The organism is Pedobacter cryotolerans, assembly GCF_005116475.1.
GTDB classification, from domain to species: Bacteria; Bacteroidota; Bacteroidia; order Sphingobacteriales; family Sphingobacteriaceae; genus Pedobacter; species Pedobacter cryotolerans.
Window position 1 is genome coordinate 129,701 of record NZ_SWBO01000007.1, and the last position, 12,460, is coordinate 142,160.

Annotated in this window: 9 protein-coding genes; 7 read left to right on the plus strand and 2 right to left on the minus strand. The window is 34.7% G+C overall.

The features are described from left to right. Positions 1 to 12 precede the first annotated feature (12 nt). Both FA045_RS13045 and FA045_RS13050 read right to left on the minus strand, forming a co-directional pair. Positions 13 to 858: a BRO-N domain-containing protein gene (locus tag FA045_RS13045; protein ID WP_136877526.1), complete on the minus strand. Its 846-nt coding sequence runs from the start codon at positions 856 to 858 to the stop codon at positions 13 to 15. 83 nt (positions 859 to 941) lie between these two features. Then, complete coding sequence (locus tag FA045_RS13050) at positions 942 to 2,075, minus strand: alpha/beta hydrolase (RefSeq protein ID WP_169305062.1); 1,134 nt, start codon at positions 2,073 to 2,075, stop codon at positions 942 to 944. 102 nt (positions 2,076 to 2,177) lie between these two features. On the opposite strand from FA045_RS13050, the gene FA045_RS13055 reads away from it, so the two are divergent. The 7 genes from FA045_RS13055 (at position 2,178) to FA045_RS13085 (ending at position 12,303) form a co-directional block, all read left to right on the plus strand. After that, positions 2,178 to 3,191, plus strand: a complete 1,014-nt coding sequence (locus tag FA045_RS13055; protein WP_136877528.1) for a LacI family DNA-binding transcriptional regulator — start codon at positions 2,178 to 2,180, stop codon at positions 3,189 to 3,191. 443 nt (positions 3,192 to 3,634) lie between these two features. Further along, positions 3,635 to 6,694, plus strand: coding sequence for a SusC/RagA family TonB-linked outer membrane protein (locus FA045_RS13060; RefSeq protein WP_136877529.1), 3,060 nt, complete (start codon positions 3,635 to 3,637; stop codon positions 6,692 to 6,694). Between the two features lie 22 nt (positions 6,695 to 6,716). Continuing rightward, the gene (locus FA045_RS13065) at positions 6,717 to 8,090 is read left to right on the plus strand and encodes a RagB/SusD family nutrient uptake outer membrane protein (protein WP_136877530.1); all 1,374 of its coding nucleotides are present in this window, start codon (positions 6,717 to 6,719) and stop codon (positions 8,088 to 8,090) included. 15 nt (positions 8,091 to 8,105) lie between these two features. Next, a complete protein-coding gene (locus FA045_RS13070) occupies positions 8,106 to 8,603 on the plus strand; it encodes a DUF5004 domain-containing protein (RefSeq protein WP_136877531.1) in 498 nt (165 codons plus the stop codon). Positions 8,604 to 8,611: 8 nt separating this feature from the next. After that, the gene (locus tag FA045_RS13075) at positions 8,612 to 9,394 is read left to right on the plus strand and encodes a hypothetical protein (protein ID WP_136877532.1); all 783 of its coding nucleotides are present in this window, start codon (positions 8,612 to 8,614) and stop codon (positions 9,392 to 9,394) included. Between the two features lie 7 nt (positions 9,395 to 9,401). Beyond that, positions 9,402 to 11,183 carry a SusF/SusE family outer membrane protein gene (locus tag FA045_RS13080; protein ID WP_136877533.1) on the plus strand — a complete coding sequence of 594 codons (1,782 nt, stop codon included), beginning with the start codon at positions 9,402 to 9,404 and terminating at the stop codon, positions 11,181 to 11,183. A 268-nt stretch (positions 11,184 to 11,451) separates the two neighbouring features. After that, a complete protein-coding gene (locus FA045_RS13085) occupies positions 11,452 to 12,303 on the plus strand; it encodes an N-acetylglucosamine kinase (RefSeq protein ID WP_136877534.1) in 852 nt (283 codons plus the stop codon). Positions 12,304 to 12,460 lie beyond the last annotated feature (157 nt).

Here is a 12,460-nt window from a genome sequence, read left to right on the forward strand (position 1 = left end):
GGACTAGTAATTCTATTTTCCTTTTGTATCTAGTTTACTTGGGATGGGCAAAATTGTTTTTGCATTTAAAGAAGAAACTACTTTTCTACCAGTTTTGGCTTCTAATTCTTTCATCGCCACTTTTGCTACATTACCGCCTTGTTTTGCAACTTTTTTACTAGCGTCAAAATCTTTTGGATTAATTGCTTGAGAAATATCTTTAGTGGATGCTTCTGCAAGCATATTTAAAATAAGTTCGGTATTAGTCATATTATCTCTAAGGTTTTCCTTTTTTAAACCCTTTAATATTTTATATTCTTTAGTAGTTTTGCCAGCCCAAGCTTTAGTTATAATATCTGTTAGTGTTGCAAACTGTTGCCCTTCTTTTAAACCTCTCTTTTTCCATTCGTCTGTCAATTCCTTTCTTATTTCGATACTTTTTAAACGTTGATTTATCCAGCTCTCAGAATAACCTAATTGAATGTATTGCTCTAATGCCCTATCAATAGTCAATTCTGGATCCTGCATTTCATCCAATCTTTCGGAGGCTATTTGAGCCAACCAAAGTTTAAAAGGTTCGGCTTTTGGGCTAGGTATAGATTGGATAAGTCGAAAGAGTTGTTCTGTATCGGCAACATCTGTTAGTCGCATTTTACCGTCTTGCGCAGGCAATTTCAAACCGTTACAATTTGTAACGGTTTCATTTCCTTCATCTTTTAGCCGCTTTTTCATTACTCTCCAATAAACTTGTGGATTTGGACTATCAGTTAAAACAGCAATCACATCAACAATAGAAACATACCACTTCTCTTGTTCAGTATCCCAAACTGTTCTCACTTTATTATCCTCAAATATTTGTACAGCGTTTTGTTGTTTCATAATTCATTCATTTTAGTAAACAGAAAATCGAAGTCTTTTATTACAAAATTTTGCATCTTATAATTTTGCATCAACAAATAGGTCTACCGAGCTATAAATTTATAAAAATCTACGAACTCACGACTCCAAAACCATTCTTTATGCGCTCCATCAGTTTTTGTCACAAATTTTATATTTTTATATTTACCAGAAGGATTTATGATTTGATAGACCTCTTTCATATCGCTTACCATCGTTTTACTCTCTTGTTCACCAGCTACAAAATAAATTTTACGATTACGAATTTGATGCTGAGCAATCTTTAAATCATCTAAAATGGGTTTTCCAATCCAAAATGCTGGCGAAAAAATACCTGCATTACCAAAAACATTTGGATAACGTATAATGGCATACATACTGATCAATCCGCCCATTGAACTACCAGCAATACTTGTGTTTTTAAAATCTTTTTTGGTTCTATAAGTTTTATCGATGTAGGGTTTTAATGTTTTCGCCAAAAAATCTACATATTGTTTGCCCTCACCTTTTCCATATTCGCTATCATAAGGATTATATTCTTTTAACCGATCGCTTTTTCCGTGATCTATACCCACCACAATAAATTCTTTAACTTCTTTTTTAGCAAAGTCATTCAAAATTTCATCAATTTTCCACTCACCAAAACCACTTGTTGCCTCATCAAATAAATTTTGTCCATCGTGCATGTAAATAACTGGATATTTCGCATTTGTAATTTCATAAGTTGGTGGCAAATAAACCCATATTTTTCTCTTTTTCCCCAATTGGGGGATGTTAAAATCAGTATCAATTACTTTTACATTTGAAGTTGCAGTATTAAAAGGTTTAGATTTTTTAAAATGACCTGCCCAATTTAAAACCTTAATATCTATTGCAGTATCAATCTTTAAAGCTAATTTCCTGTTAGAAACTGTTTCCCCATTAATGCCAGTTTCTACGCTTTTCCAATCGCCTTTGGTTAACTTATACTCATAATTACCTACCGGAAGATTTTTTTCGAGTATGTAAGAACCATCCGCTTTGCGCTTAAATTGAAATGCAGTGTCATTTGGTGTCCAATTGTTAAAATTACCTGCCACAAAATAATTTAATGATGAATCTAACTTATCAACTTTAAAGCTGAAAACAACCTTAATTTGAGCAAAACTAATTGCACAGATAAGCACTAAAAAGATAAAGAGACTGATTTTTTTGAACATTAAATTTAATTTATAATCATTTAACAAATAAATAGAAATAAATACTTTTTTTATCATTTATATTTACAACCAAAATCAGACAAAATTAACAGCTATCAGTAGATGGATCACGTAAATATCAAAATACTTGCCGAGGCCCTTCGTCTTTCTACATCAACCGTATCTAGAGCTTTTAGAGACAATAGCGATATCAGCTCTGCAACAAAGGAGCGTATTTTGGCTATGGCAAAAGAGTTAAACTACCAGCCTAACCATTATGCTAGTAATTTACGTGAGCAAAAAAGCAAAACTATTGCTGTTATCGTACCAGAATTGGGTAATAATTATTTCTCATTAGCCATACAAGGCATAGAAAGTGTTGCAAATGCCAAAGGCTATCACATTTTAGTTTATTCTACAAACGATCAGTTTGAAAAAGAGGTATCCTTTATTAAGCACTTACACAATGGCAGAGCCGATGGAATAATCATGTCGGTTTCTGGCGAAGCAAATGATCATAATTACCTCAATGAAATTGGTAAAAAGCGTTTGCCTTTGGTATTTTTCGATCGTGTTTATGAAGATATTGTAACCCCTCGTGTAATTACGAATGACTATGACAGTAGTTTTTCTGCCACCAAACACCTCATTCAACAAGGCTGTAAAAGAATAGCTTATCTAGCTGTAAACAAAACCTTGTCTATTGGTAAAACACGGATGCAAGGCTATATTGATGCGTTAAAGAAATTTAAAATTCCTTTCAAAGACGAGCTGATTATAGATTGCACTAACAATTACAAAGAAAATATCGATTTATTAAAGCAAGCATTCATTACCTTAAAACCTGATGGCATTTTTACTTCGGTAGAGCGTTTGGCCTTTGCCACCTATTATGCTTGTAATGATATTAAGCTCTCCATTCCTAAAGATTTAAAGGTCATCGGTTTTTCTAGTTTAGAGATTGCCCCACTTTTAAATCCAGCTTTAAGTACCGTTACTCAACCTGCTGCCGAATTGGGTAAAACCGCAGCCGAACTGCTGTTTAAAATGCTCGAAAATCCTGCTGATGTTCATCCAGATTCGGAGGTGATTTTAAAGTCGAAATTGATCCAAAGAGAATCTACTTTTAACGGGTAAATCTGAGCTAAAAAACAGTCCAATTTTCTGCTTTAAATCCATGCATTTTTTTTCAAAAAAAATAGACTTTTCCTAAAAATACGCAGAATTTTAACCCTCGACTTACTGAGTGGTTGAAAAAAATGTTAATAATCTCGGGAACGTTCCCGAAAACGTTCCCGAAAACTGACATAAATTGTATATAGTGTAAAAATTACACCTACTATGATAAATTAATTTTTCAAAAGCTTGATTTACAAGTACTTGAAAGTTATAAAACTAATATATTCAAAAAAAATGAGCTATAAAATTTGCTTTTTTAATGGTTTAACATCCTCAAAATATGGTGTTCAAAAAAAATATGATATAAAATTTTGAATTTTCATCTGCTACGTTAAATTTACAAAAGTGTAATACACAAGATTTTATAACCAAATATTTAACCATTAAAACGGGCTTTTTCAATGAAAAAACTTTACCCAATTAAGCTTTGTTTGTTAATGTTTTTTGCGCTCTGCACATTAACAACTTACGCTCAAACCGGAAGCATTTCTGGTAAAATTGTCGACGAGTCTAAACTACCAATTCCGGGTGCCTCTGTACAAGTAGACGGCACGCAAAAATTAACAGTTTCAGATAGCGATGGAAATTTCAGACTTACAGGTTTAACCAGTGGAACTTATACTTTAACTGCAAAGTATATTGGCTTCGCATCTTTAAAACAAACGGTAACTGTAGGTACTACAAATGTGGTGGCTAACTTTAACTTAAAAGGCGAGCAAACTAACCTAAACGAAGTAATTGTGGTTGGTTATGGCACCCAAACTAAACGTGAGGTTACTGGCGCCATTTCTAAAGTGAGTGGCGATAAATTAACTTCATTGCCTACACCAAGTTTCGAAGCTAGTTTACAAGGACAGGCTGCAGGTGTACAAGTAACACAAGGCAGCGGTTTAGCTGGTAGCGGCTCGGTAATTAGAATTAGAGGTATTGGTTCTATTAGTGCTGGTGGTGATCCGCTATACGTTGTTGATGGAATTCCAATCACAGCTGACCCTTTTATTAGCGGTAACCGAGGAGCGATGAACCAAAATCCTTTGGCAACCATCAATCCTAATGACATCGAGTCTGTAGAGATTTTAAAAGATGCAGGTGCTGCAGGTATTTATGGCTCACGTGGTGCAAATGGTGTAATTTTAATTACTACTAAAAGAGGTAAAACTGGCAAACCAAAAATCTCATTATCAACCAAGTATGGCTTAAGTACTTACGCGAATAGACCAGAATTTGTTACAGGATCAGAATGGTTACAATTGCGCCAAGAAGCATGGACGAATGATGGCAACACTGGTTTGGCTCCCCTACCTGGTGGTTTAACTTTGGCTCAAGCTCAACAAAACAATACCGATTGGTGGGATATTTTAACACAAACCGGTAAGTCTAACGATCAAGCCATCTCATTTAGCCAAGGCACAGACAAAATAAAAACTTACATCTCTGCAAATTACAGTGATAATGAAAGTTTCTTAAAAGGTAACTCTTACGAGCGTTATGGTTTTAGAACTAACTTTGATATTAAACCAACATCATATTTTTCTACTAGTATTAACGTAGGTTATGATAAAGGTACAAACCAACGAGTAAATGCAGCTTGGGGCGGTGGTTTAGGAGAAGCAATGTCTACAGCACTACCTATCTACCCAGTTTATAATGCTGATGGCACTTTCTTTAGCAATGGTGCTAACCCAGCAAGAAACCTAGGTTTATTGGATTGGAAAACTAGAAATTCTCGTCTATTAGCTGGTGTGGTTATGGAGTTAAAACCAATTAAGAACTTAAGTTTAAAAGGTAGTTTTAACATGGATAATTTGGATGTACAAGATAATATCTTCACTCCAGCATCGCTTAATAACTCAACTATTGGTAACGCTACATTATATCCAACCAAAATTTTCAACAGAACTTTTTCTGGTACTGCAACTTACGATTGGTTAATTTCAGATAAACATAAAGTTACAACCTTAATTGGCACTGAGTCTCAATTCTCATACAGAAATAGTTATCCTAACGGGATAAATGGACCTGCAAATGAGCCATTTTCAGAAAATAAAGAAAATTTATATGCGGCAATGCAAAATTTAGCTAACAGCAACAGTTTACTTTATTATAGCGGCAATGGTAGAGATACCTTTGCATCTCTTTTTGCTCGTATCAATTATTCTTACGATAATAAATATTATCTACAGGTTTTAGCCCGTAGAGATGGATCATCCAAATTTGGTCCTGAAAACAAATATGGTTATTTCCCTGCTGCTTCTGCATCTTGGTATATCAGTCAAGAAGATTTCTTAAAAGACAATAAAGTAATCAGTAACTTAAAATTAAGAGCTAGTTATGGTTTGGTTGGTAGTTCTAACTTCCCATCTGCTCAATACTATCAACAATTCCAATTTTCTGGTAGTTATAACGGTCAGCCTGTTTTATTCCCAACTAACGTAGCAAATCCTTCTTTAAGATGGGAGGAAGGTAGAAATATGGATTTAGGCTTAGACTTTGGCTTATTTAAAGATCGTATTACTGGAGAATTCTCTTACTACAGAAAAACAACCAAAGGTGCTTTAATTAATGGCGGCATATCACCTTCTACTGGTTTTGGATCAGGTTATTTAAACGTAGGTGAAATTTTAAACGAAGGGGTTGAGTTAAGCTTAAATACAACCAATATTCAATCTAAAAACTTTAAATGGGTAACACGCTTAAATGTCTCTAAAAACTATAATGAAGTGGTTAGTCTTGATGGATTGACACCTGATGCAGTTGGAGGTGGCACTAACGATACGCGTATAGCTGAGGGATATCCAATCGGAACGAACTTTTTGGTACGTTTCAAAGGTGTCGATCCTAACGATGGTTTGCCAATTTGGCTAGATAAAGACGGTTTTGAAACTAAAACTTTCTCACTAGATAACCGAGTACCCGTAGGTAAAATCTTGCCTGATTATGTTGGAGGATTAACAAATACCTTCTCGTTCAAAGGATTCGAATTAAATACGCTATTTACTTTCGCTATAGGTGGAAATTTATATGACGCATCAGCTAAACGTCAATTAGGTGTGGTTACTGATTGGAATATAAGAACAGACATCGCTAACCGTTGGAGAAAGCCAGGAGATATTGCCGATTTCCCACGTTTAACAATGAGCCCAGGCACTTATGATGGATTATCAAGTGAATGGCAATACAATTCGACTATGTTTTTGTATGATGCTACTTTTGTAAGATTAAGAGAAGTTACATTATCTTATGCTTTACCTGCAAATTTTGCTAACAAATTGAGATTACAAAACCTAAGGTTATTTGCTACAGGTATGAATTTGTTAACATTCAGTAAGTATCCAGGTGGCGATCCAGAAATTGCAAGAGATTTCGAAAATCCACAAGATAGAAACATGAGCCCGAATGTAACGTATTTAACTACTCCACAACAAAAGTCTATCACTTTTGGCTTATCAACTTCATTTTAATACACATTAATAGCTAAAGAAAATGAAAATTAATTATAAAAATATTTTAAAATCCTTCATTGTACTTTCTGTTATTACAGTAGTAGGTACAGGTTGTGAAAAATTCCTTGAAACTCCTCCTTTGGAGTCGATACCAAAGGAACAAGCCATTGCAGATGAAACTGGATTAAAAGCAGTAATGAATTCTGCTTATCAAATTGTAGGTGGAGGAAACATGTTCGGCGGTAAAATCCAAGTTATCAATGAAATGCTAGGCGATCAAATAAACGGAACATTATTAACTGGGGATTTCGGTGAAATTTTTGGCCGTAAAACTTCTGTTTTCGGTGATTATAAAAATGGAATGTATACTGATATTTACCAATCAATTTTTAGAGCAAATACAGTTTTAGAAAATTTAGATAAGGCTATCTCAATGAGAGATAACTTAGAAGGTCAGGCAAAATTTATTAGAGCATTATCTCATTTCCAATTGGTCCAGTTTTTTGCACAACCTTATGGATTTACTTCAGACAATTCACATTTAGGTATTCCTATTAGATTAACAACTAGTATTGACCCTGGAGTTAGGGCTCCTGTTAAACAAGTTTATGATCAAATCATTACAGATTTAAAAATTGCAGAACTGAAATTACCAGATGAAAACGGAGGTTATGCTACAAGATGGGCCGCAAAAGCATTATTAGCAAAAGTGTATTTTCAGATGAACGATTTTGCTAATGCATACCTTTATTCAAATCAAGTAATTACAAGTAATAAATTTATTTTAGACACTTACATTTCACGTTTTTCTGAAGCAGGTTCTAAAGAAAGTATTTTCAAAATCATCAGTACTTTAAGTGCTTATGAAGCTGGTGGCGAATTACGTGGACAATTCAGGTCTGATTTTAACTTACCCACGTTCCGTTTAACGGCAGATTTTTACGCGAGTGTTAACACAACTAATGATACGCGTAAAGTTTTATATGATAATGTTAAATACCCTGGTTTTATTGTAACTACTAAATACAATAAAGATAGATTTGAAGTTCCAGTTATTCACTTAACAGAAATCAAGTTAATTAGAGCAGAATCTGCTGCAGAAACTGGCACAAATTTAACTGTTGCTGCTCAAGACATCAATGATATTTTAGCTAGAGCTTATAATAACACCAGAAGTATTCCTTTGGCTTCTTCTGCTAGCTTAATCAAAACCAATGCTCGTTTCGAACGTAGCATTGAAATGGCTGGCGAAGGCAATAGAATTTCAGAAATTAAAAGAATTGGTGCCAAAGGTGAAAACATTGATAAACGTGGTGCAGTTTGGAACTGCCCAGGCTTGGTATTGCAGTTTCCTCAAGGTGAAATGGCAAGCAACACAAGTTTTCAAAGAAATCCTGAAGGTGGTTGTAACTAATTAACATAAAGAAATATGAAAATTATTAAATATATCGTATTGGCATTATGCATTACTAGCATTTATAGTTGCAAGCCAGAAGAATTTGGGCCAATTGGCGAAGAAGAAAATATAGTGAAATCATTACAAGGTACTTGGGGTTTAACCAAGGTTACCCAAAAAGATGAAGATGCAGCCACCAAAGGTTTCCCATACAAAGAATTAGACATTACCAATGTATATGCTTACAAAGATTTAGTGATTGCATTACAAGGAGATGCAGCTGGAACACCAACATCTTTTATCATTACACAGGGTAACTCTCCTAAAATTTCAGATTTTAATACGGGCACTTGGACAGTTGATAATGTTAAAGCTCCAACTGTAATCAACCTAAAAAGTGGCACATTAACTTCTGAGTTAACTTTAGGTTCTTATGCCGAACTAAAAACAGGTAAATTTTATCTTAAAAAAGTTAAAAAATCTAACGGCAAAGCAATTGTTAGTTACACTTATCAATTCACTAAAAAGTAATTAAAAAGATGAAAAAATTAGTATTAACAATAATATTAGGTTTTTGTGCGGCTTTTACCTTTGCGCAAAGTAACCCAAGCTTTAGCCCGGCAACATTTACCGCTGAAGATGAAGTAACCATTACCTTAGATGTAACTGGAACTGGAATGGCCGGACAAACTGATGTTTATTTATGGATGTTTTCTAACGATGGCGTTGGTGGCGGTAAAGATGCACTAACCAATGGGCAATGGGGCAGTTCTTCTGAAGCAGCTAAAATGACTAGAGTTGCTGGAAATGTATTTACCTTCAAATTTACCGGTACAACTTTGTTTGGCCAAAGTCCAGCAGAGCTGATTAATTTTGGCTTTTTAGGTAAAAGTAAAGATGGAACTAAACAAACCCAGGATTTTAAGCCTTTTAAATTTGATCCTTTGGTATTTACAGCGTCACAATTCCGCGTTTTTCCATCAAAAATGGATTTTACCGATATGGCAACTGTTTATTTTCACCAAGATTTAGCTACAGATCAGAATTTGCAGCGCATGTTTGATGTGAAAGTTACCTTAACTTTTTATTCTGATGCAATACCACAAACAGTTGTGGCTACTAGAAATGCATTAGTAGCAACTAAAGAATCAAATGTTCTTTATTCTTATTCTTTCATTCCAGAAAGACTAATTACGCTACCTGCAGGCACTAAGTTGGGCAAATTCAGCTATCAATTTACTGGCAGTATTAAAGATGCAAATGGTACCAATGTGCCAACATCTGGTCCAGTAACTGAAGTTAGCTATACAGTTTTTAATTAATCATATTATGAAAAACAAAATATTATACCTCCTAATTGCTATTGTAGCAATTGCTTTAGGTTGTAAAAAATCAGATTTTGATGATGTATCTAAGGGTGAAGCTTTAGGGAACTTTACCATTACTGCACCGGCAAATAATGCCATGCTGGTATTAAATTCGGCTACACCAAGTGCAAAACTCACGTTTTCTTGGACAGCTGCTAAGCCAGGTATTAGTACCGCTCCTACTTACAAATTTGTAGCAGCTTTAAAAACTGGTAATATAGATGCGCCAATAATTGAATTACCATCTGATAATGCTGGTGCAAGTGCCACACTTACTTTAACTCAAAAACAATTAGATGATGCTTTAAAAGCTAAATCAATTGCTGACGGAGTTAAAACAGATTTAATTTGGGCTGTAAAAGCTACCAATGGTTCAGTTACAGTTAGCACTACTCCTATTTTAAATGTTTCTATTACCCGCATGGGCGATGGAGTGAGCAATTTCTTACTATATGGTCCAGTTTCTTCTAATACAGCTATAGTAATAAATCCAAATTCTACTACAGATCTATTAAAGTTTAAATGGCAAAAATCATTTCCAGGTGTTGCAAGCAGTTTAACTAAATATCAAGTTAAATTTGTAGCTAAAGGTGGTAATTTTAACACACCATTATTTACTTATACCTCAGATAACAATGGTTTAGACTCTGCTCTATCAGTATCTTACAAAGACATTAGCGATAAAATGACAGCTGCTGGTTTTACGGATCAAGCTTCTCCTACTGCTTTACAATGGACAGTTGAAGCCACTTCTGGGAACTTCAAAAAAACAGCTGATTATGTAAATGATTTGGTAATTACCAGAGAAGTTAAAATATTTTTAGTTGGCGGTGATACACCAGCGGGATGGAATGATGCAGCTGCAATACAGATGATTCCTGATGCTTCTAATCCTGGAACATTCTTTATTTATGTTAAACTTACTACAGGAAATGGTGGATTCAAATTTTTGAACCAGCAACAATGGCCAGGTGGCAGCTTAAATTCTTCTGACTGGGGAATGAAACCGGGTACACCTGGTGATGCTGTTGTAGACAACGAAGCCAATATCGAAAATTACGGCACTAGTGGAGTATATCGTGTTACTTTCGACCAAAAGAACCTTAAATATTATGTACAAGCTGGTAGAATGGGTGCCGTTGGAGGTGCAACAGCTGCTGGTTGGAATCCACCAAACATTTTTCCTTCGCAGGCTTTAACACACATTGCTACTAATAAATTTATGGGCTTTGTAACTTTAACAGGTGGTGGTGAATTTAAATTGATAGATGGTGCAAATTGGCCAAACGGTGGCGGACCAGTTAATCAAGAGAGAGATTATGGTAAAGGCGCAACAGAGGGAGTATTGCTAGAAACTGGTGAAAGTAACTTCATAGTTCCTGGAGCAACTGGTTTAAAACGTATTGTATGGGATGGAACAGATATCAAGAATTTAAAATATGCCATTACAGACGGCACTATGTTCTTAGTAGGTAATGCCACAACGGGAGGTTGGGATAACTCTGTTGGCAATGCCTTATTACCTGCTATGACATACAGTGGAAATGGAAAATGGACTGTTACTACCAATATGAGTGTGGGTGAATTTAAGTTCATTTTCACTAAAGGAAGCTGGACTAATGAATATGGAGGTACTGCAGGCGCAATAGCCGAAGGGGGAGCTAACATCGGCATCACCAGCGCAGGTAATTATACCATTATATTGGATGAGTTTAACAGAACTTATACCGTTACCAAAAATTAAACAACGATATTTTCACTAAAACGCCCTTAATATTTTTTAAGGGCGTTTTGTTTTTAATTAGCTTATACCAATAGTAAAACTGGTCTAAAACGGTGCTTAATAGTGTATATAGTACACTTTCTATTAAAACTCAAATTCTCGTTCGTATACAAACTTTTAGCATAAAATTAGTGTTAAGAAAATAAAAACTAAATTTTAATTTTTTATTTGAAAAAAGGCACATATATTGGTAGACTTTTTACTTATTACATAACTTAAAGAACAAGAAATGATAGTTATTGCAGATGGTGGATCAACAAAAACAAATTGGTGTTTAATAAATGAAGCCGGAAGAAAAATCCATTTTAATACAGAAGGTTACAACCCCTATTTTGTTGATAGTGATTACATAGAACACTCACTTAAAACATCATTACCAGATCACCTTGAAGCCGAAAAATTAACTGAGGTATATTACTACGGCGCTGGCTGCTCTACCGATGCTAAAAAGAAAATTGTTGAAGATGGTATGCAAAATATCTTTACCAATGCTAAAATAAATATAGGACATGATTTATTAGCTTCTTGCAGAGCTTTATTAGGAGACAATGAAGGTTTCGCAGCAATTTTAGGCACAGGAACAAATTCTTGTTTGTATGATGGAAATGACATTACTTTAAACATTGATTCGCTTGGTTATTTTTTAGGTGATGAAGGTAGCGGTAGTTATATTGGCAAACGTATTTTAGCCGATTATATGAAAGGTTACATGCCGAAAGGTTTAAGAGAAAGCTTTTATGACAATTATGCATTAACTAACGAAGATATTTTTGATCATATTTACAACAAACCTTTGCCAAACCGTTTCTGCGCAAGTTTTAGTAAATTTATTTACGACTTTAAAGATAGCTATGAAGATTACACCCACTCAGTTGTAGATTATGCTTTTACCGCATTCTTCGAAAACTTGGTGATCCACTACCCTAACTACAAAAACTATAAATTAAATTGTGTTGGTTCTGTAGGTTATAGCTTTAGAGACATTTTAAGCATCGTAGCTGATCGTTATGAAATGGGTGTGGGTAAAATCATTCGCTCGCCTATAGATGATTTGGTAGATTACCATTTAAGCAAGAAATAAAAACATATTAAAAACCTCAGCATTAGTTGAGGTTTTTTTTGCAACTATTTTTGAAATGATGCATTTACACCATGCAACCTTAGATAGTAGCATTTTTGTAGCCACCTAAACTGGATTGAAGTGGCATCTCCCGATTTTATCGGGAATATAACGTAAA

Bases quoted from the DNA above. Each gene is read 5' to 3' on its own strand.
- FA045_RS13060 (WP_136877529.1), top strand. From the start codon at position 3,635: ATGAAAAAACTTTACCCAATTAAGCTTTGTTTGTTAATGTTTTTTGCG.
- FA045_RS13055 (WP_136877528.1), top strand. From the start codon at position 2,178: ATGGATCACGTAAATATCAAAATACTTGCCGAGGCCCTTCGTCTTTCT.
- FA045_RS13045 (WP_136877526.1), bottom strand. From the start codon at position 858: ATGAAACAACAAAACGCTGTACAAATATTTGAGGATAATAAAGTGAGA.
- FA045_RS13085 (WP_136877534.1), top strand. From the start codon at position 11,452: ATGATAGTTATTGCAGATGGTGGATCAACAAAAACAAATTGGTGTTTA.
- FA045_RS13075 (WP_136877532.1), top strand. From the start codon at position 8,612: ATGAAAAAATTAGTATTAACAATAATATTAGGTTTTTGTGCGGCTTTT.
- FA045_RS13080 (WP_136877533.1), top strand. From the start codon at position 9,402: ATGAAAAACAAAATATTATACCTCCTAATTGCTATTGTAGCAATTGCT.
- FA045_RS13065 (WP_136877530.1), top strand. From the start codon at position 6,717: ATGAAAATTAATTATAAAAATATTTTAAAATCCTTCATTGTACTTTCT.
- FA045_RS13070 (WP_136877531.1), top strand. From the start codon at position 8,106: ATGAAAATTATTAAATATATCGTATTGGCATTATGCATTACTAGCATT.
- FA045_RS13050 (WP_169305062.1), bottom strand. From the start codon at position 2,075: ATGTTCAAAAAAATCAGTCTCTTTATCTTTTTAGTGCTTATCTGTGCA.